Consider the following 26,105-nt stretch of genomic DNA (forward strand, 5'->3'; position numbering starts at 1 on the left):
GGTCGGCGGGTGGGGTGGTGCGGGTCAACCGGTGGGGGATGCCCGCCGGTCAGCCGGTCGGGCTGGTGAGGGACGCGGTGAGCAGGGTGTGCGCCTCGGTGGCGGCGTCGTCGCCCCGGCCCTCGGCGATCGCGGCGGCCAGCCGGCGGTGCCCGGCGACGTCCAGCAGTTCGGCCGCGCGTCGGGCCGGCGGCACCTCGCCGACGGCCAGCGCCCCGGCCACCAGGCTGTTGAACGAGAGCAGGTAGGCAGTGTTGCCGCTGCCGGTGACGATGTGCCGCCACAGCGCGATGTTCGCCTCGGCCATCGCGGACAGGTCGGGGGCGAGCGCGGCGAACCCCTCGACGGTGTCGACCACGACCCGGCGTACCGCTGCGGGGGCCCGCACCGCGCAGCGTCGGGCCGCGTCGACCCCGACGCAGGCGCGCATCTCGAGCATGTCCCGGACCAGGTGCTCCACCGGCAGCACGTCGCCGGACTGGGCGAGGGACAGGGCGAGGTCGAGGCCGGCGTGCACCCGCCAGTCCAGCACCCGGGTGACGCCGCCCTGGCTGACCCGCAGCAGCCCGAGCTGCTGGAGCCGACGCAACGCCTCCCGGACGGCGTGCCGGTTGACCGCGAACGCGGTGGCGAGTTCGCGTTCCCCCGGCAGCGGGTCACCCGGGGCGTGCCGCCCGCTGACGATGGCGTCACGGAGCTGGCCGAAGACGTGGTCGGAGACGGAGCTGCGGGGTGCGGGGACGAAGGTCACGGCAGCAGTCTGGCGGCACACCGGTCAACCCGTCAACTGGTTGGACCAGTTGCGTCGGAAAAAGACGGCGGCCGGGTCGGGTGACCCGGCCGCCGTCCGACGGACCCACCGTGACCCCCGCCGGAGTGCGCCCGGCAGCGGCCGTCCGGACCTCAGCCCCGGCCGCGCTCCCGGCGGTAGCGGCGGATCAGCGCGGCGGTGGAGGAGTCCACGTCGGCCAGGTCCGGCGCGTCACCGGTCAGCTTCGGGGCGAGCTGGTTGGCCATCACCTTGCCCAGCTCCACCCCCCACTGGTCGAACGGGTTGATGTCCCACACCACGCCGCAGGTGAACACGATGTGCTCGTAGAGCGCGATGAGCTGGCCCAGCGTCGACGGGGTGAGCTTCGGCGCGATGATCGAGGTGGTCGGGTGGTTGCCCGGCATCACCCGGTGCGGCACCACGTCGGCGGCCGTCCCCTCCGCCTCGACCTGCTCCTTGGTCCGGCCGAAGGCCAGCGCGGCGGTCTGCGCGAAGAAGTTCGACATGAACAGGTCGTGCATCTCGCCCAGGTCGTGGTTGGGCTGGCTGAACGCGATGAAGTCCGCCGGGATCAGCACGGTGCCCTGGTGGATGAGCTGGTAGAAGGCGTGCTGGCCGTTGGTGCCCGGCTCGCCCCAGAAGATCTCCCCGGTCGGGTGGTCCACCGGAGTGCCGTCCAGGGTCACCGACTTGCCGTTGCTCTCCATGGTGAGCTGTTGCAGGTACGCCGGGAACCGGTGCAGGTACTGCGAGTAGGGCAGCACGGCGTGGGTCTGCGCGCCGAGGAAGTCGACGTACCAGACGTTGAGCAGGCCCAGCAGCGCCGGTAGGTTCCGCTCCACCGGCGTGGTGCGGAAGTGCTCGTCGACGGCGTGGTAGCCGGCCAGCAGCTCGCGGAACCGGTCCGGCCCGACCGACAGCATCACCGACAGCCCGACCGCCGACGGCAGCGAGTACCGGCCACCCACCCAGTCCCAGAAGCCGAACATGTTCTCCGGGTCGATGCCGAAGTCGGCCACCCGGCCCGCGTTGGTGCTCACCGCCACGAAGTGCTTCGCGATCGCCGCGTCGTCGTCGGCGTCCAAGCCCGACAGCAGCCACGTCTTGGCCTGCTCGGCGTTGGCCAGCGTCTCCTGCGTGGAGAAGGTCTTCGACACCACCACGAACAGGGTGCTCGCCGGGTCCAGGTCGTGGGTCTTGTCGTGGATGTCGGTCGGGTCGATGTTGGAGACGAACCGGCAGGCGATCCCGCCGTCCCGGTACGCCTTGAGCGCCTCGTACGCCATTACCGGCCCGAGGTCGGAACCGCCGATGCCGATGTTGACCACCGTGCTGATCCGCTCGCCGGTGTGCCCGCGCCACTGCCCGGAGCGGACCCGGTCGCTGAACGCGGCCATCCGGTCCAGCACCCGGTGCACGTCGGCGACCACGTCCTGACCGTCGACGGTCAACGCGGCGTCGCGCGGCAGCCGCAGCGCGGTGTGCAGCACGGCCCGGTCCTCGGTGGAGTTGATGTGTTCCCCGGCGAACATGGCGGCGATCCGGTCGGTCAGCCCGACCCGCCCGGCCAGCGCGGTGAGCAGCCCGAACGTCTCGTCGGTGACGAGGTTCTTGCTGTAGTCGACGTGCAGGTCGGCGACCTCGCCGGTGAGCCGCTCACCCCGTTGCCGGTCGGCCGCGAACAGCTCCCGCAGGTGGGTGCCGCGCATCGTCTCGGCGTGCTTGCGCAGCGCCTGCCATTCGTCGGTGGTGGTCACACTCGCAGCCATCGGGTCGATCTTCTCCTTCACGACGGTCGTCGGCGCGTGGTGCCGCCGACGGTTCGCGTCCCAGCCTGCCACCCGGGGCGCGGTCACGCGACGCGACCCGGCGCGGCGGGCGGCGCGGCGTGCCCCGCGACACGCCAATGCGACAGGTGTACGACACGCCGCCACGGCGAGACAGCCCGCCGTCGCCGACAGTAGGCTCGCCCCTGCCCCGCCCCCTTCGGTCCGGGAGGAACCATGGCGACGGTGACCGGTCCCCGCCGGGCGGCCGGCGCGGACGAGCCCGCCGAGCATGACGCCGCCGACGCCGGGCTCGACCTGCCGGAGCTGGCCGACGGCGCCTGGATGCACCACGCCACCACGTTCGCGCACACCAGCTTCCGCGCGGTGGCCCGCCGGCTGCCCCGGCTGGTGCGCGAGGCCGTCGCCCTGGGCTGGGCCACCAGCCGGCGCGACACCCTCGCCGCGATCGGGCTGAACCTGGCCGCCGGGGTGATGACCACCCTCGGCCTGCTCGCCACCACCGGCGTCCTGCGGGAGTTGTTCGCCGCCGGCCCGACGCCGGACCGGGTCCGGGCCGCGCTGCCCGCGCTGGCGCTGGCCGCGGCGGCGGTGGCCGCCAAGGGCACCCTGACCGTCACCGCCGGCTGGGCGCAGGCCCGGCTGATCCCGCAGATCACCTACGCGGTGGAGCTGCGGCTGTTCGAGACCACCACGGCGGTCGAGCTGGCCGCCTTCGACGACGCCGGCTTCGCCGAGGAGATGGACCGGGTCCGCGACCGGGGCACGGCCGAGGCGGCGTCCATCGTCGACCATACGGTCAACCTGCTCACCGGGGTGGTGGGCGTGCTGGCCACCGCCGCCGCGGTGACCGTGATCCAGCCGTTGCTGCTGCCGTGCCTGCTGCTCGCCGCGGTGCCCGAGGCGGTCACCGCGGTCCGGATGGCCCGCCGGCAGTACCTGGACATGCTGGCCCGGATCAACCGGCGTCGCCGGATGTGGATGCTGGCCAACCTGATGGCCAACCGGCACACCGCCGCCGAGGTGCGGGCCTACCAGATGCGCGACTTCCTGCTCACCGAGTTCCGCCGGATGATGAGCGCCGAGACGGCCGCGCTGCTGCGGTTGGCCCGCGCGCAGAGCCGGACCCGGGCCGTCGGGATGTCCGTCGGCGGGGTCGCCGCCTTCGCGGTCTACGCCGTGCTCGGTGGGTTGCTGCTCGCCGGCCTGGTTGCGTTGGCCGCGGCGGCGACCGCGCTGCTCGCCCTCCAGTCGGCCCGCAGCAGCCTCGCCCTCGCCGTCTTCGCCACCAACAACCTCTACGAGGACGCCCTCTACTACCAGGACTACCGGGACTTCCTCGACCGGGCCGAGGGCCGGACCGCCACCGGGCCGCAGCGACCCGCCACCGGCTTCGACACCATCGAGCTGGACCGGGTGAGCCTGCGCTACCCGGACACCGACTCCCCGGCCGTCGACGAGGTCAGTCTCACCGTCCGGCGGGGCGAGGTGGTCGCGCTGGTCGGGGAGAACGGCTCCGGCAAGACCACCCTGGCCAAGTTGATCGCCGGCCTCTACCGGCCCACCGGCGGGGCGATCCGCTGGGACGGCGTCGACGTGGCCGAGCTGGACCCGGCGTCGACCGCCGCCCAGGTGGCGGTGATGACCCAGGAGTGGTGGAAGTTCCCGTTCACCGCCGCGCAGAACATCCGCATCGGCCGGTACGACCGGGCCCCGGACGAGGCCGGGCCCACCGTCGAGGACGCCGCCCGGTCGGCCGCCGCGCACGACATGATCGCCGGCCTGCCGTTCGGCTACGACACCCTGCTGGCGCGGGAGTTCAAGAACGGCCACGACCTCTCCGGCGGGCAGTGGCAGCGGCTGGTGGCCGCGCGTGGCCTCTACCGGAACGCCCGCCTGCTGATCTGCGACGAACCGTCGGCCGCCCTCGACGCCCGCGCCGAACACGCGCTCTTCGAGCAGCTGCGGCGGCGGCCCGACCGCACGGTCGTGCTGATCACCCACCGGCTGGCCAACGTCCGGCACGCCGACCAGATCTTCGTGATGGACCGTGGCCGGCTGGTGCAGCAGGGCGACCACGACACGTTGATGGCCGCCGACGGGCCCTACCGGGAGCTGTTCGCGTTGCAGGCCAGCGGCTACCTCGCCGCCACCGACTAGCGGCGGCTCCGGCGAGGACGCGACCAAGGCATCGACGTTCGTTGAACTCTTGGAGATGTTTCGATAGCGTCACCCGGGTAACCGCTGGACCTCGGCGGTGGCGGCTGGGCGACGACGCGGGCGGGTGTGGCCTCCGGGCGACCACACCGCCTCCCCGGGCCGGCCACCGCACTCGGGCGAAAGGTCGGACGGTGCACCCCCACCGTCGTGAAAGGCTTCTGCCATGACACGTGTGTCCGCCCGCGGCAGCGGGCGTCGGACGACACCACCGCGGCTGCGTGCCGCACTGCTCTCGATCGCCACCGGCGTGGTCGCCGTCGGCACCACCGTCGCCCTCGCCGCCAGTGCCAGCGCCGGCACCACCCTCGGTGCCGCCGCCGCCGAGACGGGCCGCTACTTCGGCGCCGCGGTGGCGGTGAACAGGCTCTCCGACGCCGTCTACGTCGGCATCCTGAACCGTGAGTTCACCTCGGTGACCGCCGAGAACGAGATGAAGTGGGACGCCACCGAGCCCAGCCCGAACCAGTTCACCTACGCCGGCGGCGACAAGCTGGTCAGCCACGCCGAGGCCAACGGGATGCGGGTCCGTGGCCACACGCTGGCCTGGCACCAGCAGCAACCACGCTGGACGGCGGTCCTGTCCGGCACCGCGCTGCGCAACGCCATGCTCAACCACGTCACCCAGGTCGCCACCCATTACCGGGGCAGGATCGACGCGTGGAACGTGGTGAACGAGGCGTTCGCCGACGGTGGCAGCGGTGGGCGTCGTGACTCCAACCTGCAGCGCACCGGCAACGACTGGATCGAGGCGGCGTTCCGGGCCGCCCGCGCCGCCGACCCGGGCGCGACGCTCTGCTACAACGACTACAACACCGACGGGCAGAACCCGAAGAGCAACGCCGTGTACGCCATGGTCCAGGACTTCAGGGCCCGGGGCGTGCCGATCGACTGCGTCGGCTTCCAGTCCCACGTCACCGCCCAGTCGCCGGTGCCGTCGGACTACCAGGCCAACCTCCAGCGTTTCGTCGACCTCGGCGTCGAGGTGCAGATCACCGAGCTGGACGTCGAGGGCTCCGGCAGTGCCCAGGCCGACAGCTACTCCCGCGTGGTCAGGGCCTGCCTGGCGATCTCCCGCTGCACCGGCATCACCGTCTCCGGCATCCGGGACACCGACTCGTGGCGGGCCAGCGTCACCCCGCTGCTCTTCGACGGCAACGGCAACAGGAAGGCCGCGTACACCTCCACGCTGGACGCGCTCAACGCGGGCGGCACCACCGTCCCGCCGACCACCCCGCCGCCGACCACGACCCCGCCGCCTCCTACCACGAGCCCGCCGCCCGGTGGTGACTGCGCCGCGTCGGTGTCGGTGAACGCCTGGTCCGGCGGCTTCGTGGCCACCGTCACGGTCACCGCCGGTCCGGCCGGGCTCGACGGGTGGGTGGTCGACCTGGCCCTGCCGTCGGGCGTCACCGTCACCAACGCGTGGAGCGCGCAGAACGCCGGCACCTCCGGTGACGTCAGCTTCCGCAACGTCAGCTACAACAGCGCCGTCGGCGCGGGGGCCGGCACCGAGTTCGGTTTCCAGGGCACCGGCAACGGTCCCATCGGCACGGCGACCTGCGCCCGCGCCTGAGCGGACCCCACCCCGGCGCGACGGCGACGACCGTCGCGCCGGGGTGGTCCGGCCGCCCGTCGCACCCGGGCGGCCGAGGTCGCGTGGCCGCTTCGCGGGTGGAGAAGTTGGGGTCGGGCGTCCGGCGGGTGATCGGGATCTCCGGTGGTCAGACGGCGGGTACGCCGAGGCGGTCGAGCAGCCGGCGACGCAACGCGCCGAAGGCGGGCTGTTCCGGGGAGCGGGCGGGGCGGTCGGCGGCGTGCCCGGCGGGGCCGAGGTCGACGACGATCTCCTCGGCGATGACGCCCCCGTCGAGCAGCAGGATGCGGTCGGCGAGCAGCAGCGCCTCCTCGACGTCGTGGGTGACCAGCAGTGCGGCGAAGCCGTGCTCGGCGCGCAGCCGCCGCAGCAGGGACTGCATCCGCAGCCGGGTCAGCGCGTCGAGCGCCCCGAACGGCTCGTCGAGCAGCAGCAGGTCCGGCTCGCGGACGAGCGCGCGGGCCACCGCGACCCGCTGCGCCTGACCGCCGGACAGTTCCGCCGGCCAGGCCCGGCGGCGGTCGGCCAGCCCCACCTCGGTCAGCGCCCGGTCCACCCGGGCGCGCACGTCGGGGCCGGTCAGCCCCAGCGCGACGTTGTCGCCGACCCGCTTCCAGGGCAGCAGCCGGTGTTCCTGGAAGACCACGGCGGCGGTGCCCCGCACCCGGGTCTCGCCGGTGGCGTCGGCGTCCAGGCCGGCGAGGATCCGCAGCAGGGTGCTCTTGCCGGAGCCGCTGCCGCCGAGCAGCGCCACCACCTCACCGGCGGCGATGGCCAGGTCGATCCCGGCGAGCACCGGCCGGCCGTCGAAGGCCCGCCGCACCGCGCGGGCGGTGAGCACCGCCGCCGCGCCGGCCGGGCCGGTCGTCCCGCCGGTCACCGCGTCGTACGGGCCGGTCACCGCGCGTGCGGCGTCGTCCGCCCCGCCGGTCAGGTCGCGCGCAGGCCGCGTCGCCATGTCAGGGTCCTCCTCTCCAGGATCCGCAGGGCGAGGTCGGACAGCAGCCCGAGCAGCGCATAGATGACCAGACCGAGCACCACCACGTCGGTCTGGCTGAACTCCCGGGCCTCCATCATCAGGAAACCGACGCCGGTCTGGGCGTTGACCTGCTCGCCGACGACGAGGCTGAGCCAGGCCGCCCCGATCGCCAGCCGCAGCCCGAGGAACAGCGACGGCAACGCCCCGGGCAGCACCACGTGCCGCAGCCGCGCGGCCGGTCCCAGGCCGCAGGTGCGGGCCGCCTCGACGAGCCGTTCGTCGATGTCCCGGATGCCGGCGTAGGTGTTGAAGTAGATCGGGAAGAACACCCCGAGCGCGACCAGGGTGATCTTCAACGACTCGCCGATCCCCACCCAGATGATCAGCAGTGGGACGAGCCCCAGGTGGGGCAGCATCCGGGCCATCTGCACCGGCGGGTCGACCAGGTCGTCACCGAGCCGGAGCAGGCCGGCGGCGGCACCGAGCACCAGCGCCAGCATCCCGCCGAGCAGCAGCCCGATGCCGGCCCGGGTGAGCGAGTCGAGCAGGTGGACGCCGAGGGTCCCGTCGCCGGCCAGCCGTACGCCGGTGGTGAGCACCCGGCTCGGTGCGGGCAGCTTGTCCTCGGCGAGCAGCCCGGCGCGGGCGGCGGCCTCCCACCCGGCGACGAGCAGGACCGGGCTGACCAGTCGCCACCAGCGCCGCCCGGCCCGACGGCGCGGGCCGGCGTCGGGTGGGGCCGGGACGGCGGCCGGTGGCGCGGTGACCACCACGGTGGTGCTCACTGGAACACCGCGCTGAACCGGTCGTCCACCCGACCGGCGATGTCGACCGGGCCGGGGACGAGGTCGAGGGTCGTGAAGCCGTCCGCGATGGCCTGGAGTTCGACGCCGACGGCGGGGGTGACCGGGGCCAGCGGGCGGGCGCTGCGGGCCAGCGCCCGGGTGGTGACGTCCAGCGGGATCTTCAGCTCGGGGGCGAGCACCGTGGCGCGTTCGGCCGGGTTGGCGATGCCCCAGTCGGTGACCTTCCGGTACGCGGTGAGGAAGGCGCGGACGTCGTCGGTGCGGTCCCGGACCACCTCGGGGGAGGCCAGCACGTACTCCCGGTTGCTGGCCAGGCCGGTGGCGTCGGCGAGGACCTTCACCCCGGGCTGTTCGGCGAGGGCGAAGTACGGGTCCCAGATGATCCAGGCGTCGACCTGGCCGTTGTCGAAAGCGGGTCGTCCCTCAGCCGGCTTGAGGTACTTGACGTTGATGTCCTTCAGCGTCATGTTGTTCGCCGCCAGTAGCCGGACCAGCAGCCAGTGCACGTTGCTGCCCTTGTTCAGCGCCACGGTCCGGCCGCGCAGGTCGGCGAAGGTCCTCAGGCCGCTGTTCTGCTTGACCAGCACCGCCTCGCCCTGCGGGATCGGGGCCGAGGTGCCGATCACCGAGAAGGGGATCTTCGCGGCGGCGGCGAAGACCGGGGGTGCCTCGCCGACCTGTCCGATGTCGATCGCGCCGGCCTTGAGCGCCTCGGTCAGGGCCGGGCCGCTCTCGAACAGCGACCACTGCGCGTCGGGTGCGGCGTTGCGGGCCTTGACCAGGCTCAGGCCGCCGAAGCGTTGGTAGCCGATGCGCAGCGGGCCCTTGCCGGCCTGCGCGTCGGCGGCGTCGTCGGCGCAGCCGGTGACCCCGCCGACGGCGACCAGGGACAGGGCGGTGAACAGGGTGGTGGCCAGCCGGCGCAGGCTCCTCGGCGGGGTGGGCATGTCGGCTCCTCGGGAGTGGACGGTGTGCTCGCGACGCCGCAGGTCGGCGGCGCGCAGTAACCTACCAAGCCGATAGGTTTTATGGGTAGCCTGTCGTGGTCGTCGTCCCATCCCTCAGGAGGACCCCCGATGTCGCTGACCTTCCACTGGTTCCTGCCCACCTACGGCGACAGCCGCGACATCGTCGGCGGCGGCCACGGCGTCGCGGTCGGCACCGCCGGTGGGGCCCGCCCCGCCACCGTCGCCTACCTCGGGCAGATCGCCCGCAGCGCCGAGCAGCTCGGCTTCGTCGGTGCGCTCACCCCGACCGGGGCGTGGTGCGAGGACGCCTGGCTGGCCACCGCCATGCTGGCCGAGGTCACCGAACGGCTGAAGTTCCTGGTCGCGTTCCGCCCCGGGCTGCTCTCACCCACCCTCGCCGCCCAGATGGCCGCCACCTTCCAGCGCCTGTCCGGCGGCCGGCTGCTGCTCAACGTGGTCACCGGTGGGGAATCCACCGAGCAGCGCGCCTACGGCGACTTCCTCGACAAGGACGCCCGATACGCCCGCACCGACGAGTTCCTGCACGTCGTGCGGTCACTGTGGCGGGGCGAGACCGTCGACCACGCCGGGGAACACCTGCGGGTCGAGGGTGCCCGGCTGGCCCGGCTGCCCGACCCGGTGCCCCCGGTCTACTTCGGTGGCTCGTCCACCGCCGCCGGCCCGGTGGCTGTCCGGCACAGCGACGTCTACCTGACCTGGGGCGAGCCGCCCGCCCAGGTGGCCGGCAAACTCGACCGGATCCGCGCCCTCGCCGCCGACGCCGGCCGGTCACCGCGCTTCGGTATCCGCCTGCACGTCATCGCGAGGGACACCGCCGAGGCGGCGTGGGCGCAGGCCGGGCGGCTGCTCGACGGTATCGACGAGGCTGACATCCGGGCCGCCCAGGAGGGGCTGCGGCGCAGCGAGTCCGAGGGGCAGCGCCGGATGCTCGCCCTGCACGGCGGCAGCCGCGACGGGCTGCAGGTCGCCCCGAACCTCTGGGCCGGGGTGGGGCTGGTCCGGGGCGGGGCCGGCACCGCCCTGGTGGGCAGCCACACCGAGGTCGCCGACCGGATCGCCGAGTACCACGCGCTCGGCATCGACGAGTTCATCCTCTCCGGCCACCCGCACCTGGAGGAGGCGTACTGGTTCGGCGAGGGGGTGCTGCCGATCCTGCGGGCCCGGGGCCTGTGGCGGCATCCGGCGGGCGACCCGGTGACCGAGGCGACGGCGAGCATCCCGTTCGCCCCCCAGCCGGCCCGCGTCTGACCCGACCCGCCGTCTGACCCGACCCGCCGTCTGACCCGACGCCGCCGGCTGATCCGACCCGCCGGCCGGCCGGGCGCGTCGGGTCGGTGCCGGCCGGCGAGGAGGGGGGCGTTCCGCCCGCGTGGCGGTCAGGACCCGGTCGTCGCGGCGCGCTCGCGGTTGGCGCGGATCTCGTCGTGGTGGTCGGCGGCCCAGCCGATCAGCGAGGTGACGATCTCGTGCAGGCCGCGGCCCAGCGGGGCGAGGGCGTACTCGACGCGCGGCGGGACCTCGGCGTAGGCGGTGCGGGTGATCAGGCCGTCCTGCCCGAGCTGGCGAAGGGTGAGGCTGAGCATGCGCTGTGAAATGCCGGGGACCTGCCGTTGCAGGTCGGTGTAGCGCAGCGGTCCGGACTCCAGGACCGCGATGATCAGCAGGCTCCACTTGTCGCCGACGCGGTCGAGGGTCTGGCGGATGAAGTCCATGTGCTCGGCAGGGATGGCCGCGCAGGGCCCGATCGCCGCCGCCCCCGCCGTCGCCTCTGTTCCGTCGGCCAACTCCATGACGCACATTCCTCTCCGGCACGCACACCGGTGTGCCTTTTGTACCGCCTCCCATGCTGGCCTACCGTTGCGCTACGCACAACTCGTAGGAAAAGGAGGTACGCGATGAAAGTGGATATTTGGTCCGAGGTGACCTGCCCCTGGTGCGGCCTCGGGAACCACCGGGTGACCAAGGCCGTCGAGCGGTTCGAGCATGCGGACGAGGTGGAACTGGTCCACCACTCGTTCCCGCTCAGCGGCAGCTTCCCCGAGGGGGAGACCTTCCCCGTCCGCGAGGCCCTGCTCCGCCGGCACGGTGTCGGCGGCAGCCAGGCCGAGACCTCGACCCGGCGGATCGAGAAGCTCGCCGCGAGCGAGGGGCTGACCCCGTACCAGGTGCTGGACAACACGGTGGGCAACACCGACCTGGCGCACGAGTTCCTCGCCCACGCCAGCGCCCAGGGCAGGAACCGCGAGGCCTGGGACGCGGTCTTCACCGCCTACTTCGGCCGGGCCGAGCCGGTCTTCTCCTCCGACGACCTACTGGGGCTGGCCGACGAACTCGGCCTGGACCGCGAGCAGACCCGCCAGGCCCTCACCGACCGCCGCTACCGCCGGCAGGTCCGCGACGACGCAGCCCGCGCCCGACGCCTGGGGGCGACCGGCGCGCCGTTCATCGTCGTCGACGACCGCTACGGCGTGTCTGGTGCCCAGGACAGCGACAGCCTCCTTGAACTGCTGCGCACGGTCTGGAACGACAGTCACCCCCGCACCGGTCGCGCCGGTGACGATCCGGTCTGCGGATCGGACGGCTGCGCCGTCCCCCAGCGCGCCTGATCCCGGCTGCCCCACCGCGCGGGCTCTGCCCTGACCGGTCGACCGACCGCCTGACCCACCCGGAACCGAGCGAAAGGCATCTGATCACCATGAGCACGAACCTCCTGGTCCTCGGCGGCAGCGGCCGCACCGGCGCTCACGTGCTGGCGTACGCGGCTGGGCGCGGCCACCGCGTCCGCGCGCTCGTCCGCGACCCCGACCGGGTGCAGGCACCGGCCGGCGTCGAGCTGATCCGGGGCACCCCGGCGGCCATCGACGACATCCGCCGGGCCGCCGAGGGCGTCGAGGGGGTGATCAGCGTGCTGAACAACGCCCGCGCCTCCGACAACCCGTGGGCCAGGCCGGTCAGCCCGCCGATGTTCATGACCACCGCCGCCCGCCACACCCTCACCGTCATGGGCGAGCAGGGCATCCGCCGGATCGTGTTGACGTCCACGCAGGGCGCGGGCGACGACTGGGCCCGGCTCAACCCGCTGGTCAGGGCGTTCATCAGGCTGTCGAACATCAGGACGGGCTTCGAGGACCACACCGGTGTCGAGCGGGTCGTCCGCGCCGCGTCCTGCATCGACTGGACCCTGGCCCGCGCCGTGACCCTGACCGACAAGCCTGCCGGTGGTCCCGTACGGGCCGCCGAGGCCGGCACCGAGAAGCCCGGCGCGCGGATCAACCGCGCCGACCTCGCCCGGTTCCTCGTCCGGACGATCGAGGACGACGCGTGGATCCGCGCAGCGCCCCTGGTCTGGAACACCCCCGGCTGACCCGTCCCGTCAGGATGCGGGTGGTCCCGCCATCAGCCGGGGCGCTCCGCCTCAGGTGCTGGCCAGGAAGTCGGCCAGCACCCGGGTGTGGGTGGAGAAGGCCAGCTCGACCGGCTCGGTGAGGACCAGCCACTCGGTGGCCTCCTCGGTCGGGGTCGACGGGGGGAGCTGCGCGGCCGGCCGCTCCGGCAGCACCCCGAAGATCATCATGGTGCCGCCGTGCGGGGCGCCGTGCACCGCGAACAGCCGGGCCCGCTGCGCCTCGTCGACCAGCCCCGTCTCCTCACGCAGCTCCCGGACCAGCGCCTCGGACCACTCCTCGCCGTACTCGACGAAGCCGCCGGGCAGGGCGAGTTGCCCCCGGGCCGGTTCGATGTCCCGGCGTACCACCACCAGGCCGAGCCCGGCGTCGGTGCGGACCGGCAGCAGCGCCACCGCGACCGGGGTGGGGTTGCGCCACACCGTCTGGCCGCAGGCCACGCAGAGCCGGGGCCAGCCGGCGTCCGGCGGGTAGGCCGCCCCGCAGTAGTGACAGTGCGCGTACGGCAGGACGGTCATGCCGCCGCACGTTACCGCCCCCGGGCCGCCCGGCTCAGGGCAGGTCCGCTGTCGACCCGGCGGGCCGCCCGGGGTCGGACGGCCGCTCGTCGCGCAGCATCTCCCGGGCCTCCATCAGGGCGAACCCGAGCAGGTTGAGCCCACGCCAGCGGGCCGGGTCCTCGGCGCGCGGGTCGTCGGGAGCCAGCCCGACCCCCCACACCCGGTCGACCGGGCTGGCCTCCACCAGCACCCGGTCCCCGGTGCCCAGCAGGTACGCCCGCAGGTCGGCGTGCTGGCCGAACTTGGCCAGGCTGCCGGCCAGCACGACGGCGTACCGCTCGGCCTCCCACACCGCCTGGTCGAACCCGCGCACCTGGCGGCCGACCGCCTTGGCCTGCTGCGGGTGGCCGGCGGCGAGCACCCGCTCGCCGGCCTCGGCGTCGTCGAACAGCAGCGCCTTGCGCCACATCATCCAGTGCTCGGCGGTGGCGAAGCGCCGCCCGTCGACGGTGAACGACGCCGGCCACCACTGGCTCAGGCAGCTGCGGCCCACGCTGCCGTCCCGCTGCGGCCGGTGCCCCCAGAAGCAGAGGTAGCGCACCCGCCGCCCGGCGCGGTGCAGGGCGAGGACGTCTTCGGCGCGGCGCATCGACATACCGCCCAGTCTGACCGCCGGCACCGGCAGCACGCACCTGGGTTACGCCGGGCCGGGCGACCCGGCGCGACCCGTACCGTCAGGCCGGCGGCGCGCCGGTGTACGCGGCGATGGTGCGGGCGGCGGCGGCCCGGGCGGCCTGCGGGTCGGTGCCGGCGGCGATGTCGGCCTCGGCCCACGCCTCGCCGCTGAGCGTCATGAAGCGTCGCCCGTCCTCGGAGCCGATCCACTCGGCGGCCTGGTCGGGGGTGACGCCGCCACCGTCGGCGTCGAGGTGGCTGGCCAGACCGAGCAGGCCGGAGTCCCAGCCGACGCCGACCGCGCCGGGGCCGTACTCGGTCCACCGGACGTCGTCGACGTGGGCGACGTGTTCCAGGGTGAACCGGGTCCGCTCGTCGGCCTCCGGGGTGAGGTGGACCTCGATCCAGCTGATCTCGTCGCCCATCTCCCAGGTGGCGGCGAAGCTCTTCGGCGGGTCGCAGCGCTGCACCACGCCACCGGCGTTGCCCTCGAACTGGTAACGGCCGTGCAGCCGCAGGTCGCCCGAGATCGGTAGGAACCAGCGCGGGATGCGGTCGGCGTTGGTGCAGGCGTCCCAGAGGTCGTCCAGCGTCGTCGGGTACGTCTGGCTGATGGTCAGCACCCGCGCCTCACCCGCTTCGAGGCTGCGGCTGCCCACGGTGCGTCGTACGGCGCTGATCTGGTGGCTGGTCTCGATCATGAAGTGCTCCGGTGCTCGGTCGGGTCGTCGGTCGTGGTGTGCGCCCGCCGTTCGCGCCGACCCCGGGCGATCTCGGTGGCCAGGGCGTCCAGGGCCGGCGTCCAGAACCGGCGGAACCCCTCCAGCCACCTGTCGACCTCCCGCAGCGGGGCGGGATCGACCGCGTAGAGCCGACGGGCGCCCTGCGGGCGGACCGTGGCGAACCCGTTGTCCCGCAACACCTTGAGGTGCTGCGAGACGGCGGGCTGGGTGATCCCGAACTCCTCCTGGATGACCGCGCAGACCCCACCGGCGCTCCGCTCGCCCTGCGCGAGCAGTTCGAGGATGCGCCGGCGCACCGGGTCGCCGAGGACGTCGAAGGCGTGCACGGTCCCCTTTGTATCAGGCATCACTTATATAAGCAATCAGCCAAGTCGAGCGGCGACCGCGGAGCGTAGCTCGGGCAGCCGGTCGTGCAGCAGTCCAGGGCACTGGGTGCTGGCGAAGTCCTTGTGGCCGTAGATCTGGCTGGCCGGGATGCCGTACTGCTGGCAGGTGAACGCGCAGAACACCACCAGGCTGTCCCACAGCGCCTGCGGCGGCTGCACGTCGACGTAGATCCCGTCGTTCTCGATCCCGATGGCCTGGCTGTTCTGCCCCACGCAGTGCGCGCCCTGCACCATGGTCTGCCCGTGCAGCAGCGCGTACAGGCTGCCGTGCCGGCCCTCGGTGAGGTGGCCGCCCCGGCTGTTGGTGAAGTGCTGCCCGGAATCCAACCAGCCGTTGCCGTCCATGTGCAGGTCCTGGATCTCCCGCGAGTTGGCGTACGCGTGGGCCAGGCTGTAGTCGGTCGAGTTCGGGAACGCGGTGTGGTGCACGATGATCTTGTTGGGTCGGCTGCCGACCACGCTCACCGGCGACGACGGCGGCCGGGCCCCCCAGGTCGCGCAGTTGGCGATCACCGGCTGGTCCACCCGACCGAGGGTGACCCGGCCGCCGGCCGACGTGCCGCCGGTGGTCAGGGTCGGGTCGACGGGGGAGCGGCCCACCGTGGCGGCGCTTGCGGCGGATCCGCCGAACGGGGTCGGCGCGAACGCCCCGGCGGTGCCGAGCAGGACCGCGCCGCGCAGCACGCTGCGCCGGGACACGGGTACGGACATGGCAGGCTCCTCGGGTGCTCCGGGGGTGGGCGGGGTCAGCAGGGGCCGTTGCAGGCCAGCACCCGGAGCCGGTCGAGGGTGCCGTTCCAGACGTTCTGGTCGCCCGGGAAGACGCCCGACGACGCCCACTGCCAGAAGGAGTACGTGGCCCAGCCGGCCGGCAGGGTGCCCACCGTGCCGGCGTACCGGGCGAGCCAGAGCGGGTTGGTGGCGGCGAACCCGCTGTAGTTGCCGGTGCAGGTGGTCCACCAGTCGGTGGTGGTGTAGATCGTCGCCCAGCGCCCGGTGCGGGCGTAGTACTGGTTGACGAAGGAGGTGATCCAGCTGCGCATCGCGCTCTGGCTCAGCCCGTAGCAGGTCGCGCCGTAGGGGTTGTACTCGATGTCGAGCGCGCCGGGCAGTGTCCGGCCGTCCTTCGACCAGCCGCCGCCGTGGTCGACGAAGTAGTTGGCCTGGGCGGCGCCGGTCGAGGTGTCCGGCCGGGCGAAGTGGTACGAACCCCGGATCATCCCGACGGTGTACGACCCGTTGTACTGCTGGGCAAAGTACGGGTTGGTGTAGTAGGTGCCCTCGGTGGCCTTCACGTAGGCGAACCGGGCACCGTTGTTCCAGGCGGCGGACCAGTTGACGTTGCCCTGATAGCTGGAGACGTCCATGCCGGGCAGGCCGGCCGGGGCGGCGGCGGCCGGGGTGGCGACGCCGAGGGTGGCGGCGGCGACCATGGTGGCGGTCGCCAGCAGCGTGCCCGTGACCGTACGGAGACGGTTCATCCTTCCTCCCTGGGGGATGCCGCATGGTTACGGCGGGAGCGACGAAAGGAACTGTCAGGTATTAGGTCATGACCGGAGATAGTTTTCAATAGATTGAATCAAGATTATCTATTCCTGCACGTGCCGTTGCCGGCTGCGCTCCCGACAATCCGGTTCGGGCGGGCCGACCGGTCCCCGGGTCAGGCGGCATGGTGGGCGAGGACCTCGGCCGCCGCCCGTTCGCCGGCCAGCACCGCGCCCTCCAGGTAACCGGCCCAGCGGGTCGCCGTCTCGGTGCCCGCCCAGTACACCCGCCCCACCGGCCGGCGCAGCTCGGGACCGTTGTCCCGCCACGGCCGGCCCTGCGCGGCCGAAGGGAACGTGGTCAGCCCGTGCTCGGCCACCAGGGCGGCCATCCGTTCCTGGGTCGGGCCGATCCACTGCGCGCCCAGGTCCAGCGCCGTGCCGTCGTCCAGCCGTCGGGTCGCCACTCGCCCCCCGACCCGGTCCCGCGCCTCCAGCACCACCACCCGCGCCCCACCCCGGCACAACGCCGCCGCCGCGGCGAGCCCCGAGAACCCCGCACCGACCACCACCACCCGCACGACCGGACATACCCTGCCCCCGACCCGCTACGCCCAGCCCAGCCCAGCCCAGCCCAGCCCAGCCCAGCCCAGCCCAGCCCAGCCCAGCCCAGCCCAGCCCAGCCCAGCCCAGCCCAGCCCAGCCCAGCCCAGCCCAGCCCAGCCCAGCCCAGCCCAGCCCATGATCAAATTGCCGAAATGCAGACGACACGCCGGGGAGAGTGCAACAAATCGCAATACGATCTTGGGACTCCATAGCAGGGTTCCGATGGACCTGGGGGTTGTCCACAAGGGGGGTCGGCGTCCACAGGGAGAGGGTGGAAGGTGGAGGTGGTGCGGGTCGGGAGGGCAGCCTCGGGACATGAACCCGGTCCTGCGATCCCTCGTCGAGCAGGGCGGTGGCGTGCTGACCCGACGAGCGGCGGTGCAGGTGGTTCCACCCTGGGTGCTCGCCCACGCTGATCGCGTCGGCCAACTCCGACAGGTCCTGCCCGGCGTCTACGTCGACGCCGCCGTCGTTCCCGCCGCTGCCCACCCGGCTGGTGGTTCGACCTTTCCACTGCTCGACGTGGCCCATCGCATCCGTGCGGCGCTCGCCTGGGCGCAGGGGCGCGCGGCGCTGGGTAGCCTCACCGCGCTGGCCGCGTGGGGTGTGCGCGGCCAGCCGGCCGGGGAACCGGTGTGCCTGAACGTGGTCGCCGGCTCCGGGCTCCGCACCCGGGCGCACCTGAAGATCCACCATCGAGAGGGTTTCGCCCTGGTCCCACCCCAGGTGCTGATTCGGGGTGGTCGTCCGGTGGTGCGGTTGGAGCGGGCGTTGGTCGACGCCTGGCCGCTGCTGCCCGTGCCGGATCGCCCCGCCCCGGTGATCAGGGCCGTCAACGACCGGCTCACCACCCCGGCACGGATCGCGTCGGCGCTCGCCGCCGTGCCGAGGCTGACCGGCCGTGCGCAGCTGCGTACCCTGCTCGACCGACTCGCCGCCGGATGCCGCAGTCCGCTGGAGATCTGGGGACACGACCACGTCTTCACCGGCCCCGGGATGCCCGCGTTCCGCAGGCAGGCCCGGATCGTCGTCGGCCGCCGCACCATGTACCTCGACGTGTACGCCGAGCGGGAGCGGGTGGACATCGAACTCGACGGCGCGACGACCCACGGCGATCCCCGCCAACGCGAGATCGACCTGCGCCGGGACGCCCTGCTGGCCACCGTCGGCATCCTGGTGGTGCGCTTCGCCCGCCACCGCCTGATCCACGAGCCCGACGCGGTCCGCCACGAGGTACGCGCCATCCTCGCCACCCGCCGCGATGCGGCTGCTAGGTGACCGGCGCGCCGGCCGATGACTCACGCGTCGCCGGGCCAGCCCGCGCCGCCGCTGGTCGGCGGACCGGCCCCGACTCCCTGGCCCGCGGGCTCCCGGATCGCGGGCCCTCCCCCAGCATCCGACATGCGGGGAACCTGGTCGAGCTGCCGGCCGAGTAGCGGCCGAAGCGCGAGTCGGGCAGGGCTGGGCCAGGCAGGGCGGGGTCGGCCGCTACTCGGGCTGGGCTGGGTCGGCCGGGCTGGATCGGCAGGGCTGGGCCGGGTGGGGCTGGGTCGGCCGCCACTTGGTCGGGCAGGGTCGGTGGGCCGGGTCGAGCTGGGCAGGGCGTGTCGGGGTCGGGTGGAGCGGGTGACGCGGGGCGCAGTCAGTCGCGCAGGGTGCGCAGGATGCGGGTGAGGTCGGCGTGGTCGGTGAGGGAGAGGTGACCGAAGAAGCGTTCCGCTTCGGCGCTGCGGGCCGTCCGGATGGCCGCGCCGACCCGGGTTCCCTCGTCGGTCGGCGCGACCAGGGTCGCCCGCCGGTCGGCCGGGTCGGGGTGGCGCGCGACGAGCCCGCGTTCCTCCAGGCCGTCGACGACCTCGGTGGTGGAGCGGGGCGCGATGTGCAGGTGCTCGGCGAGCGCGCTGAGCCGCATCGCGCCGTGCCGGGTCAGCACCGCGAGGGCGCGGGCGTGGCCGGGGTTGACGTCCCAGGGTTCGAGGGTACGTCGGGACTGGTGACGCAGCCGACGGGCCACCGCCCAGAACAGCTCGGCCAGGCTCTCCTCGGCCGGGTCGGTCGGTGGCCCGGCGCAGCGTGCGGCCGGATCGGTTGGCGGGTCGGATGTCGCGCCGGTCACCGGAATACGGTAGCAGGAGTCGCTGTTGTTCCCTCATGATGAGGTAACCTCAGTAAACATCCCCGGACGGAAGAAGGACCCCCTTGGACACCACGCCAACCCACCGGGAGGGCCGCGGCGGCGCCCCCCGGACCGTCAGTGCCGCCGAGAAGTCCCAGGCCCGCAACGTCTCGCTGCGCCGCATCGGCCGGCTGTTCACCGCGTACCGTGGTCAGTTGGCCGTGGTCACCGCGATCATCGTGGTGTCGTCGGTGGTCGCGATGGCCTCGCCGTTCCTGCTGCGGGCGGTGATCGACCGGGCCCTGCCGGAGCGCGACCTGACCCTGCTGGTCTGGCTGGTCGCCGGCATGATCGCCGTGGCCGCGGTGACCGCCGTGCTCGGCGTGGCGCAGACCTGGATCTCCACCCGGGTCGGGCAGTTGGTGATGCACCGGCTGCGCACCGACGTCTTCGCCCACCTGCACCGGCAGTCGATCGCGTTCTTCACCCGCACCCGCACCGGTGAGGTGCAGTCGCGGATCACCAACGACATCGGCGGCATGCAGACCGTGGTCACCTCCACCGCCACCTCGATCGCGTCCAACCTGACCACGGTGGTCGCCACGCTGGTCGCCATGGTGGCGCTGTCCTGGCGGCTCACCCTCGTCTCGCTGGTGGTGCTGCCGCCGGCCATCTGGCTCACCCGCCGGGTCGCCGCGATGCGCCGCGAGATCACCGCGCAGCGCCAGCGGGAGTTGGCCGACCTCAACGTCACCATCGAGGAGGGGCTGTCGATCAGCGGCGTGCAGCTCAGCAAGACCCTCGGCGCGGGTGGCACGCTGATCGACCGGTTCACCGCCAGCTCGGCCCGGCTGGTCGACCTGGAGCTGCGCTCGGAGCTGGCCGGCCGGTGGCGGATGGCCACCATGACGATCATCTTCGCCGCCATCCCGGCGGTCATCTATCTCGGCGCGGGGCTGCCCGGCACCGCCGGCACGCTCAGCATCGGCACCCTGGTCGCCTTCACCGCCCTGCAGGGCGGGCTGTTCCGGCCGCTGATGGGGCTGCTCAACGTGGGCGTCACGCTGACCGCCTCGCTGGCGCTGTTCGCCCGGATCTTCGAATACCTCGACCTGCCGGTGGAGGTGGACGATCCGGCCCGGCCGGTGCCCATCGACCCGGCCCGGGTGCGCGGTCACCTGCGCGTCGAGGACGTCACCTTCAGCTACCCGGGCAGCGACACCGCCGCCGTCGCCGGGATCAGCCTCGACGTCCCGGCCGGCACCAGCCTCGCCCTGGTCGGCGAGACCGGCTCCGGCAAGAGCACCCTCGCCGCCCTGGTCAGCCGGCTGCACGACCCCGACGCCGGCCGGATCACCATCGACGGCGTCGACCTGCGCGACCTGCGGCTGACCGACCTGGCCGCCGTCGTGGGCGTGGTCAGCCAGGAGACCTACCTGCTGCACACCACGATCCGGGAAAACCTGCGGTACGCGCGCCCCGACGCCACCGACGCCCAGCTGGAAGAGGCCGCCCGCGCCGCGCAGATCCACGACCTGATCGCCGCCCTGCCCGACGGGTACGACACGGTCGTCGGCTCCCGGGGCCACCGCTTCTCCGGCGGCGAGAAACAGCGCCTGGCGATCGCTCGTACGCTGCTGCGCGACCCCCGGGTGCTGGTGCTCGACGAGGCGACCAGCGCGCTGGACACCGAGACCGAACGGGCCGTGCAACGGGCCTTCGACACCCTCGCCGAGGGTCGTACGGTGATCACCATCGCGCACCGGCTCTCCACGGTGCGCCACGCCGACCAGATCGCGGTGCTCGACCACGGCCGGATCGTCGAGTCCGGCACCCACGAGACGCTGCTGGCCCGCGCCGGCCGGTACGCCACCCTGGCCGGCTGACCCGGGCGGGCAGGGCCGTGACCAGGAGCGGCCCGGTGGGGTAGAGAAACCCGATCTGCAAGACGCGAGTCGCCGATCATCGGTGACTAGAGTGACGCTGTGCAAAATGGTGTGCGGGCCCAGGTGCCGGTGCTGTACGTGGCGGACGCCGACGCGGCCCGACAGTTCTACGAGAACTTCGGCTACACCGAGATCCGGGCCGGCGGCGACGGTGGATCGCGCTGGTCGTACCTGCGGTGCGGGGAGTTGACGCTGCTCCTGGCGGCGGTCACCCCGCGCCTGGTCACCGTGGAGTTGCCGCTGCTGGTCTACCTGTACGTCGACGACCTGACGGCGACCGCCGAACGGCTCACCGCCGCCGGGCACCATGTCGAGAAGGCCGGCTACCCGCGGCACGCGCCGGGCGGCGAGTGCCGGGTCACCGACCCCGACGGCAACGTGGTCGCCTTCGGGCAGCGGCAGGCCGTACCGCAGCAGGAGCGTGACCCGCAGGCGGGCGGCGAGGCGCGGTTCTCGCTGATCCGGGAGGCCGCCGAGGCGGTCGGCCGGCGCGGCGGCGCACCCGCCCGCTGCCAGATCGGCGGCCGGCGCGGCGAGCCCTGCCCCGAACCGGCCGAGGTCAAGCTCGCCGACTCGTGGGGCGACACGGCGTGGGGCTGCATGGCACATGCCGACGAGACGCTGCTGACGGCGCGCGGCGCGTTCCTGGCCACCGAGGACGGAATGGGCCTGGGCCCGTTCCTGCGCGCCCGCCAGGGTCAGCCGGAACGGTATCCTGCCGAGGACGCGGCCGACGCCTGACCGCCGGATGCCGACCAGGGGAGTGCCCGCCGGAGAGCCGCCCTCACCGACGGGCCCCGTCGGGCCCGGCCGCCTGGCGGTCGGCGCGCCTGCCGACGCCCGGTGGGCCGGCGGTGTGTCGAGCGGCGTGGGTCTGTGGTGCCACAGCGCGTCGCCCCACCCCGGTCACCGATGGGGGTGAGCCAGTGGTGCGTCGACCGCCCCGGGGTGGTGATGTCGTGGCGGCGGGCCGCAGGCCGGCGAGTCGGACGAAGACCTCCCGTTTGGCGGTGGCCTCGCCGCGCCGGTCGAGCACGTAGCCGGTGAGCCAGACCCATCCGTCGTAGGTCGGCCGGTCGGACACCGACACCACCCGCAGCCGCAGGGCACGTTCCCCGGCGAACTGCACCGAGGCGGCCCGGTCGACGATCAGCAGGTCGCCGGGGCGGGGCGTTCGTTCACCAGTGCCCGCCGTTCGTGGGCGGGCAGTCCCGCGCGTGCCGGCTCTGCCAGTCGCGCAGGGCCCGCTTGAGCCGGTCGTTCTCCTGGGCGAGGGCGCGGATCTCCTGGTGCAGGGCGGCCAGTTCGTCGGCCAGCCGGGACTGGAACCGGCGTACCTCGGCGGGGTCGACACCGCGTCGGCGGGGCGGGAACTCGTGGGTGCGTACCTCGTGGGGGGTCAGTAGGGCCGGGTGACCGGTCCCGTAGGGCTGGCCACCGCGATACACCTGGGCCACGGGGGTCCTTTCCGGTGCTGGAGGGCGGAGGGGTCCTTTCGGCGGTGCTGGAGGGCGGGTCGTCCGCAGCCGGCTGCGGACGACCCGCCCGCTCGGCGGTCGCAGCCCACTTCGGCGGTACGACGACAGGGCAGCCGGACGGGGTCGGGGCGGGCGCACACCCGCCCCGACCGGGGGAAACCCCTCTCTCGTTGCCACGCGAGGGGAGAGGCATGAATCAACTTAGCTGTCCCAGTCATCTGAGTCAAACATAGAGTTGTTGGAGGGTGTCCTTGCGTGATCGAATTGGCGTGCCACGCAGGGGGAGTCATGCCGATCACCGCCGACTACATCCGCATCGCCGATGAGATCGTCGCCGACGTGAGAGCGAAGAAGCTCGCGCCGGGGGAGAAGCTGCCCTCGATCTCGGAGCTTGCCGTGCTGTACAAGGTCAGTCCGTCGACGGTCAAACAGGTCTACGTCCGGCTGGAAGCGCTGCGGGTGATCTGGCGGCACCAGGGCAAGGGCGTCTTCGTCAACGACCCGAAGCTCTGGATGCGCGAACCCTGACCCGCCTCCCTGGCCCGCCGCCCTGCTCCGCTCCGCCCGATTCGATCTGCCCGGGTGATCAAGAAGTTTGTGTCAATTCTGATCTCCCTGATGACGCGAACCTCTTGATCGCCGGGCGCATGGCGGGTTCGCGCGCCCTGTAAGTCGTCCACGCCTCACTTTCACCTGGCGGCGCTTGCCCGCCCCGGGCGGCGTGCCCGGTGATCAAGAAACTTGCGTCGTTCGGGAGGTCGAGCTTGATCGCACGGCCTCCACGTGTCGCCCCCGTGGACGCCACCCCCTTTGTGGGCAGGCCCCACGTGCTCCGGGGCTCTGCCACGAAGCGCCAAGATCGTATTGCGATTTGTCGCACCCTGCTCGGCGTGTCGTCTGCATTTCGGCAACTTGATCATGGGTGGGGCTGGTTGAGCTGTGCAGGCGTCTTGATCAGCGGGGCGGAGTCGAGAAGGAGTCGGGAAAGTGGGGGGAGCCGTGGGGGGTCTGGGGGCGTCCAAGGGGTATGACGAGTTTTCGAGGTGTGTGGGTGGCGGTCGTGCCGGTGCTTCTGCTCACTGCTGCCTGTGCGGGGCAGGACGGGGCGGGCGTCGCGCCCGATGCGGCCCCGACTTCTCTTCCCGCCAACGTGCCGGTGCTGCGGATCGACCAGACGGGCGGCTTCGTGCGGCCCGAGACGAACGTGACCCGACTGCCGTCCGTCAGCGTCTACGCCGACGGACGGGTGATCACGCAGGGGCCGACCGTCCTCAGTTATCCGGGACCGGCGCTGCCCAACGTCCAGGTCCGTACGGTCAGCACGGCCGAGGTGGCGAAGCTGGTCGAGCAGGCCCGCGCGGCCGGGGTGGGCAGTGCGGTCGACGTGGGCACGCCGAAGATCACCGACGTGACCACCACCCGGTTCACCATCCGGGGAACGGTCGGCAGCGAGCAGCTGGAGGTCTACGCCCTGGGCGAGGCGACCGGTCCCGAGGCCGGCCTGACCCCCGCCCAGCAGGCCGCCCGGGAGAAACTGCGGACCTTCGCCGACAAGCTGACCGACCCGGGGAACGCGGCGACGCAGCCGTACCAGCCGATCGCCATCGCGGCGGTGGCCGGGCCGTGGGTCGCCACACCGGAGACCGCGAAGCAGCCCAGGATGGAGTGGCCCGGCCCGGTGCTGCCCGGGGCCAGCCTCGGCGAGGGTCTCGACCTGGGTTGTGTGACGGTCACCGGTGCTGCCGTGCAGCAGTTGATCGCCACCGCCGGCAAGGCCAACGCCGCTACCCCGTGGACCTCCGGTGGGAAGCCGTGGACGGTCACCCTCCGCCCGCTGCTGCCCGACGAGACCGACTGCGCCAGCCTCACCGCCGACCGCTGAACCACGCCCGGCCGGTCGACCTGACGACGCGTCCGACCGGCCGGGCGTGGACTGCGGACGATCCGTCGTCGGTGACGCCCGGTGGTCGTCGCCGTGCTCGGCCGGGCACTTGTTTCCATAGGCAACCATCACTACATTGGGTTCGGGTGCCGCTGGGTTGCCGGGCGGCTGTTTGGCCTGAGCCGGGCTGTTGTCCACGCGCCGACACGGCGCGTCGACGCGCGAGCGACGTCACTGCTCCCGCGCCGTCGGTCCACACCGACGGCCAGCCGGAAGGACCCCTGTGAGGATCTCCCGTACCCGTATCACCGCCGTCGTGGCCGCCACCGCCACGGTGGCCGCGGCCGTCACCACCGTGCTCGCCGGCACCGCCTCGGCGGCCCAGGGCTGCCGGATCGACTACCAGCCCAACGAGTGGAGCGGCGGCTTCACCGCCAACGTCCGGGTCTCCCCGGGCGACACCGCCCTGAGCGGTTGGACCGTCACCTGGTCCTACCCGGGCGGGCAGCGGATCACCGGTGGCTGGAACGCCACGGTCAGCCAGGCCGGCACGACGGTCACCGCCCGCAACGCCGCCTGGAACGGCAGCGTCCCGGCCGGTGGTTCCACCGAGTTCGGCGTCCAGGGCACCAGCACCTCGGGTTCCGCCGCGCCGACCGGGTTCACGCTCAACGGCGTACCGTGCAACGGCGCTCCGCCGCCGACCACCACGCCTCCGCCCACCACGCCGCCGCCCACGACCCCGCCGCCCACGACGCCTCCGCCCACGACCCCGCCGCCGACCACGCCTCCGCCGACTACGCCTCCGCCCACCACCCCGCCCCCCACGACCCCGCCGCCGACCACGCCGCCGCCGGCCGGGTGTGCCGGTGCGGTGCTCTGTGACGGCTTCGAGAACCAGACCGGCTCGACGCCGTCCGGCGACTGGAGCGTGGTCAACCCGGACTGCTCCGGGACGGGACGGGCCTCGGTGGACACGGCGACCACGCACAGCGGCAGCCGCTCGCTGCGCATCGACGGCGCGCAGGGCTACTGCAACCACGTCTTCGTGCGCTCCACCAAGGATCTCAGCGCGGTCGGCACCGTCCGGTACGGCCGGATCTGGCTGCGCCACACCACCGCCCTGCCGACCCAGCACGTCACCATGATGGCGATGACCGACGCCGCCGACGGCAACAAGGACCTGCGGATGGGCGGCCAGAACGCCGCGTTGCAGTGGAACCGGGCCTCCGACGACGCGACCCTGCCCGAGCAGAGCCCGTCCGGGGTGGCGCTGAGCGTGCCGCTGCCCACCGGCCGGTGGACGTGCCTGGAATTCATGGTCGACGGCAACCAGGGGCAGTTGCGCACCTGGCTGGACGGGGTCGCCGTCACCGGGCTGACCGCCGACGGGACGCCCACCCACGACATCGACAGCCAGTGGTACAACCGCACCTGGCGTCCCCGGCTGACCGACCTGAAGCTGGGTTGGGAAAGCTACGGCGAGGGCGCGGACACCCTCTGGTACGACGACGTCGCCCTGGGGGCCAGCCGGATCGGCTGCTGACCCGACCGGGACCGGGTGGCCGACCGGGCCGCCCGGTCCCGCGTGCACCGGGCATTTCAGCCGGCGGTGGCGTGCCGATCATGGTGCGTTCATCCACGGTTGCCAGGCTGACCTCTGGTCGGCGGGGCTCGCCTCCCGCCAGAATGTGGCTGATCGGGACAACCATTTCGATCGATGCATTCCTGTCGGCCC

Annotated in this window: 27 protein-coding genes; 11 read left to right on the plus strand and 16 right to left on the minus strand. The window is 73.0% G+C overall.

Annotated elements, in window-relative coordinates; all coding sequences use genetic code 11:
* Nucleotides 1-49 precede the first annotated feature (49 nt).
* Together ACN267_RS06890 and pgi are read right to left on the minus strand one after the other, a co-directional pair.
* The gene (locus ACN267_RS06890) at nucleotides 50-751 is read right to left on the minus strand and encodes a FadR/GntR family transcriptional regulator (RefSeq protein WP_204960522.1); all 702 of its coding nucleotides are present in this window, start codon (nucleotides 749-751) and stop codon (nucleotides 50-52) included.
* A 152-nt stretch (nucleotides 752-903) separates the two neighbouring features.
* A complete protein-coding gene (pgi, locus tag ACN267_RS06895; RefSeq protein ID WP_204960523.1) occupies nucleotides 904-2,541 on the minus strand; it encodes a glucose-6-phosphate isomerase in 1,638 nt (545 codons plus the stop codon).
* A gap of 234 nt (nucleotides 2,542-2,775) precedes the next feature.
* On the opposite strand from pgi, the gene ACN267_RS06900 reads away from it, so the two are divergent.
* Nucleotides 2,776-4,719 (plus strand): ABC transporter ATP-binding protein, encoded by a 1,944-nt coding sequence (locus tag ACN267_RS06900; protein WP_281896974.1) that lies wholly within the window; start codon nucleotides 2,776-2,778, stop codon nucleotides 4,717-4,719.
* A gap of 223 nt (nucleotides 4,720-4,942) precedes the next feature.
* A complete protein-coding gene (locus tag ACN267_RS06905; protein WP_421488213.1) occupies nucleotides 4,943-6,352 on the plus strand; it encodes an endo-1,4-beta-xylanase in 1,410 nt (469 codons plus the stop codon).
* 148 nt (nucleotides 6,353-6,500) lie between these two features.
* Here ACN267_RS06905 and ACN267_RS06910 read toward each other — a convergent pair whose 3' ends face one another.
* The 3 genes from ACN267_RS06910 to ACN267_RS06920 are packed head-to-tail and all read right to left on the minus strand — an operon-like array spanning nucleotide 6,501 to nucleotide 9,105.
* The gene (locus tag ACN267_RS06910) at nucleotides 6,501-7,331 is read right to left on the minus strand and encodes an ABC transporter ATP-binding protein (RefSeq protein WP_421488214.1); all 831 of its coding nucleotides are present in this window, start codon (nucleotides 7,329-7,331) and stop codon (nucleotides 6,501-6,503) included.
* A complete protein-coding gene (locus tag ACN267_RS06915) occupies nucleotides 7,304-8,137 on the minus strand; it encodes an ABC transporter permease (protein ID WP_421488215.1) in 834 nt (277 codons plus the stop codon). The genes ACN267_RS06910 and ACN267_RS06915 overlap by 28 nt, the downstream gene beginning before the upstream one ends.
* Nucleotides 8,134-9,105 carry an aliphatic sulfonate ABC transporter substrate-binding protein gene (locus ACN267_RS06920; RefSeq protein ID WP_204960528.1) on the minus strand — a complete coding sequence of 324 codons (972 nt, stop codon included), beginning with the start codon at nucleotides 9,103-9,105 and terminating at the stop codon, nucleotides 8,134-8,136. The genes ACN267_RS06915 and ACN267_RS06920 overlap by 4 nt, the downstream gene beginning before the upstream one ends.
* A gap of 129 nt (nucleotides 9,106-9,234) precedes the next feature.
* Between ACN267_RS06920 and ACN267_RS06925 the strand changes: the two genes are divergently transcribed.
* Entirely contained in the window at nucleotides 9,235-10,395 is a 1,161-nt protein-coding gene (locus ACN267_RS06925; protein WP_421488216.1) for an LLM class flavin-dependent oxidoreductase, read from the plus strand.
* 128 nt (nucleotides 10,396-10,523) lie between these two features.
* On the opposite strand, the gene ACN267_RS06930 is transcribed toward ACN267_RS06925, so the two are convergent.
* Entirely contained in the window at nucleotides 10,524-10,937 is a 414-nt protein-coding gene (locus ACN267_RS06930; protein ID WP_204960530.1) for a winged helix-turn-helix transcriptional regulator, read from the minus strand.
* A 105-nt stretch (nucleotides 10,938-11,042) separates the two neighbouring features.
* Between ACN267_RS06930 and ACN267_RS06935 the strand changes: the two genes are divergently transcribed.
* Both ACN267_RS06935 and ACN267_RS06940 read left to right on the plus strand, forming a co-directional pair.
* Complete coding sequence (locus tag ACN267_RS06935; RefSeq protein ID WP_421488217.1) at nucleotides 11,043-11,753, plus strand: DsbA family oxidoreductase; 711 nt, start codon at nucleotides 11,043-11,045, stop codon at nucleotides 11,751-11,753.
* 89 nt (nucleotides 11,754-11,842) lie between these two features.
* Nucleotides 11,843-12,511, plus strand: a complete 669-nt coding sequence (locus ACN267_RS06940) for an NAD(P)-dependent oxidoreductase (RefSeq protein ID WP_421488218.1) — start codon at nucleotides 11,843-11,845, stop codon at nucleotides 12,509-12,511.
* A gap of 51 nt (nucleotides 12,512-12,562) precedes the next feature.
* Here ACN267_RS06940 and ACN267_RS06945 read toward each other — a convergent pair whose 3' ends face one another.
* From ACN267_RS06945 to ACN267_RS06975, 7 genes are all read right to left on the minus strand, one after another.
* Nucleotides 12,563-13,069: an NUDIX domain-containing protein gene (locus tag ACN267_RS06945; RefSeq protein WP_204960533.1), complete on the minus strand. Its 507-nt coding sequence runs from the start codon at nucleotides 13,067-13,069 to the stop codon at nucleotides 12,563-12,565.
* A 34-nt stretch (nucleotides 13,070-13,103) separates the two neighbouring features.
* Nucleotides 13,104-13,706, minus strand: a complete 603-nt coding sequence (locus ACN267_RS06950; protein WP_421488219.1) for an NADAR family protein — start codon at nucleotides 13,704-13,706, stop codon at nucleotides 13,104-13,106.
* Nucleotides 13,707-13,785: 79 nt separating this feature from the next.
* Entirely contained in the window at nucleotides 13,786-14,427 is a 642-nt protein-coding gene (locus ACN267_RS06955; RefSeq protein ID WP_421488220.1) for an SRPBCC family protein, read from the minus strand.
* On the minus strand, nucleotides 14,424-14,795 hold the full coding sequence (locus tag ACN267_RS06960; RefSeq protein WP_204922997.1) for an ArsR/SmtB family transcription factor: 372 nt from the start codon (nucleotides 14,793-14,795) through the stop codon (nucleotides 14,424-14,426). The genes ACN267_RS06955 and ACN267_RS06960 overlap by 4 nt, the downstream gene beginning before the upstream one ends.
* A gap of 36 nt (nucleotides 14,796-14,831) precedes the next feature.
* Nucleotides 14,832-15,566: a peptidoglycan recognition protein family protein gene (locus ACN267_RS06965; protein ID WP_204960536.1), complete on the minus strand. Its 735-nt coding sequence runs from the start codon at nucleotides 15,564-15,566 to the stop codon at nucleotides 14,832-14,834.
* Between the two features lie 35 nt (nucleotides 15,567-15,601).
* The gene (locus ACN267_RS06970; RefSeq protein WP_204960537.1) at nucleotides 15,602-16,336 is read right to left on the minus strand and encodes a lysozyme; all 735 of its coding nucleotides are present in this window, start codon (nucleotides 16,334-16,336) and stop codon (nucleotides 15,602-15,604) included.
* Between the two features lie 179 nt (nucleotides 16,337-16,515).
* On the minus strand, nucleotides 16,516-16,920 hold the full coding sequence (locus ACN267_RS06975; protein WP_421488221.1) for an FAD-dependent oxidoreductase: 405 nt from the start codon (nucleotides 16,918-16,920) through the stop codon (nucleotides 16,516-16,518).
* 340 nt (nucleotides 16,921-17,260) lie between these two features.
* On the opposite strand from ACN267_RS06975, the gene ACN267_RS06980 reads away from it, so the two are divergent.
* Nucleotides 17,261-18,223, plus strand: coding sequence for an endonuclease domain-containing protein (locus ACN267_RS06980; protein WP_421488222.1), 963 nt, complete (start codon nucleotides 17,261-17,263; stop codon nucleotides 18,221-18,223).
* A gap of 364 nt (nucleotides 18,224-18,587) precedes the next feature.
* Here the strand turns inward: ACN267_RS06980 and ACN267_RS06985 are convergent, their stop codons facing one another.
* Nucleotides 18,588-18,980, minus strand: a complete 393-nt coding sequence (locus ACN267_RS06985; RefSeq protein ID WP_421490392.1) for a MarR family winged helix-turn-helix transcriptional regulator — start codon at nucleotides 18,978-18,980, stop codon at nucleotides 18,588-18,590.
* Between the two features lie 164 nt (nucleotides 18,981-19,144).
* On the opposite strand from ACN267_RS06985, the gene ACN267_RS06990 reads away from it, so the two are divergent.
* Together ACN267_RS06990 and ACN267_RS06995 are read left to right on the plus strand one after the other, a co-directional pair.
* The gene (locus ACN267_RS06990; RefSeq protein WP_421488223.1) at nucleotides 19,145-20,947 is read left to right on the plus strand and encodes an ABC transporter ATP-binding protein; all 1,803 of its coding nucleotides are present in this window, start codon (nucleotides 19,145-19,147) and stop codon (nucleotides 20,945-20,947) included.
* A gap of 99 nt (nucleotides 20,948-21,046) precedes the next feature.
* The gene (locus ACN267_RS06995) at nucleotides 21,047-21,748 is read left to right on the plus strand and encodes a VOC family protein (RefSeq protein ID WP_421488224.1); all 702 of its coding nucleotides are present in this window, start codon (nucleotides 21,047-21,049) and stop codon (nucleotides 21,746-21,748) included.
* A gap of 43 nt (nucleotides 21,749-21,791) precedes the next feature.
* Here the strand turns inward: ACN267_RS06995 and ACN267_RS07000 are convergent, their stop codons facing one another.
* Entirely contained in the window at nucleotides 21,792-22,136 is a 345-nt protein-coding gene (locus ACN267_RS07000; RefSeq protein WP_421488225.1) for a hypothetical protein, read from the minus strand.
* A gap of 49 nt (nucleotides 22,137-22,185) precedes the next feature.
* On the minus strand, nucleotides 22,186-22,464 hold the full coding sequence (locus ACN267_RS07005; protein ID WP_357765364.1) for a DivIVA domain-containing protein: 279 nt from the start codon (nucleotides 22,462-22,464) through the stop codon (nucleotides 22,186-22,188).
* Between the two features lie 309 nt (nucleotides 22,465-22,773).
* On the opposite strand from ACN267_RS07005, the gene ACN267_RS07010 reads away from it, so the two are divergent.
* From ACN267_RS07010 to ACN267_RS07020, 3 genes are all read left to right on the plus strand, one after another.
* A complete protein-coding gene (locus ACN267_RS07010; RefSeq protein ID WP_204922989.1) occupies nucleotides 22,774-23,013 on the plus strand; it encodes a winged helix-turn-helix domain-containing protein in 240 nt (79 codons plus the stop codon).
* A gap of 499 nt (nucleotides 23,014-23,512) precedes the next feature.
* Entirely contained in the window at nucleotides 23,513-24,367 is an 855-nt protein-coding gene (locus ACN267_RS07015; protein ID WP_421488226.1) for a hypothetical protein, read from the plus strand.
* Nucleotides 24,368-24,650: 283 nt separating this feature from the next.
* Nucleotides 24,651-25,913 (plus strand): cellulose-binding domain-containing protein, encoded by a 1,263-nt coding sequence (locus ACN267_RS07020; protein ID WP_307821397.1) that lies wholly within the window; start codon nucleotides 24,651-24,653, stop codon nucleotides 25,911-25,913.
* Nucleotides 25,914-26,105 lie beyond the last annotated feature (192 nt).

It is taken from the genome of Micromonospora sp. WMMD734 (assembly GCF_049178975.1).
GTDB lineage: Bacteria > Actinomycetota > Actinomycetes > Mycobacteriales > Micromonosporaceae > Micromonospora > Micromonospora wenchangensis.

Bases quoted from the DNA above. Each gene is read 5' to 3' on its own strand.
- pgi (WP_204960523.1), bottom strand. From the start codon at position 2,541: ATGGCTGCGAGTGTGACCACCACCGACGAATGGCAGGCGCTGCGCAAG.
- ACN267_RS06900 (WP_281896974.1), top strand. From the start codon at position 2,776: ATGGCGACGGTGACCGGTCCCCGCCGGGCGGCCGGCGCGGACGAGCCC.
- ACN267_RS06905 (WP_421488213.1), top strand. From the start codon at position 4,943: ATGACACGTGTGTCCGCCCGCGGCAGCGGGCGTCGGACGACACCACCG.
- ACN267_RS06910 (WP_421488214.1), bottom strand. From the start codon at position 7,331: ATGGCGACGCGGCCTGCGCGCGACCTGACCGGCGGGGCGGACGACGCC.
- ACN267_RS06920 (WP_204960528.1), bottom strand. From the start codon at position 9,105: ATGCCCACCCCGCCGAGGAGCCTGCGCCGGCTGGCCACCACCCTGTTC.
- ACN267_RS06925 (WP_421488216.1), top strand. From the start codon at position 9,235: ATGTCGCTGACCTTCCACTGGTTCCTGCCCACCTACGGCGACAGCCGC.
- ACN267_RS06930 (WP_204960530.1), bottom strand. From the start codon at position 10,937: ATGGAGTTGGCCGACGGAACAGAGGCGACGGCGGGGGCGGCGGCGATC.
- ACN267_RS06935 (WP_421488217.1), top strand. From the start codon at position 11,043: ATGAAAGTGGATATTTGGTCCGAGGTGACCTGCCCCTGGTGCGGCCTC.
- ACN267_RS06940 (WP_421488218.1), top strand. From the start codon at position 11,843: ATGAGCACGAACCTCCTGGTCCTCGGCGGCAGCGGCCGCACCGGCGCT.
- ACN267_RS06945 (WP_204960533.1), bottom strand. From the start codon at position 13,069: ATGACCGTCCTGCCGTACGCGCACTGTCACTACTGCGGGGCGGCCTAC.
- ACN267_RS06950 (WP_421488219.1), bottom strand. From the start codon at position 13,706: ATGTCGATGCGCCGCGCCGAAGACGTCCTCGCCCTGCACCGCGCCGGG.
- ACN267_RS06955 (WP_421488220.1), bottom strand. From the start codon at position 14,427: ATGATCGAGACCAGCCACCAGATCAGCGCCGTACGACGCACCGTGGGC.
- ACN267_RS06965 (WP_204960536.1), bottom strand. From the start codon at position 15,566: ATGTCCGTACCCGTGTCCCGGCGCAGCGTGCTGCGCGGCGCGGTCCTG.
- ACN267_RS06970 (WP_204960537.1), bottom strand. From the start codon at position 16,336: ATGAACCGTCTCCGTACGGTCACGGGCACGCTGCTGGCGACCGCCACC.
- ACN267_RS06980 (WP_421488222.1), top strand. From the start codon at position 17,261: ATGAACCCGGTCCTGCGATCCCTCGTCGAGCAGGGCGGTGGCGTGCTG.
- ACN267_RS07010 (WP_204922989.1), top strand. From the start codon at position 22,774: ATGCCGATCACCGCCGACTACATCCGCATCGCCGATGAGATCGTCGCC.
- ACN267_RS07015 (WP_421488226.1), top strand. From the start codon at position 23,513: ATGACGAGTTTTCGAGGTGTGTGGGTGGCGGTCGTGCCGGTGCTTCTG.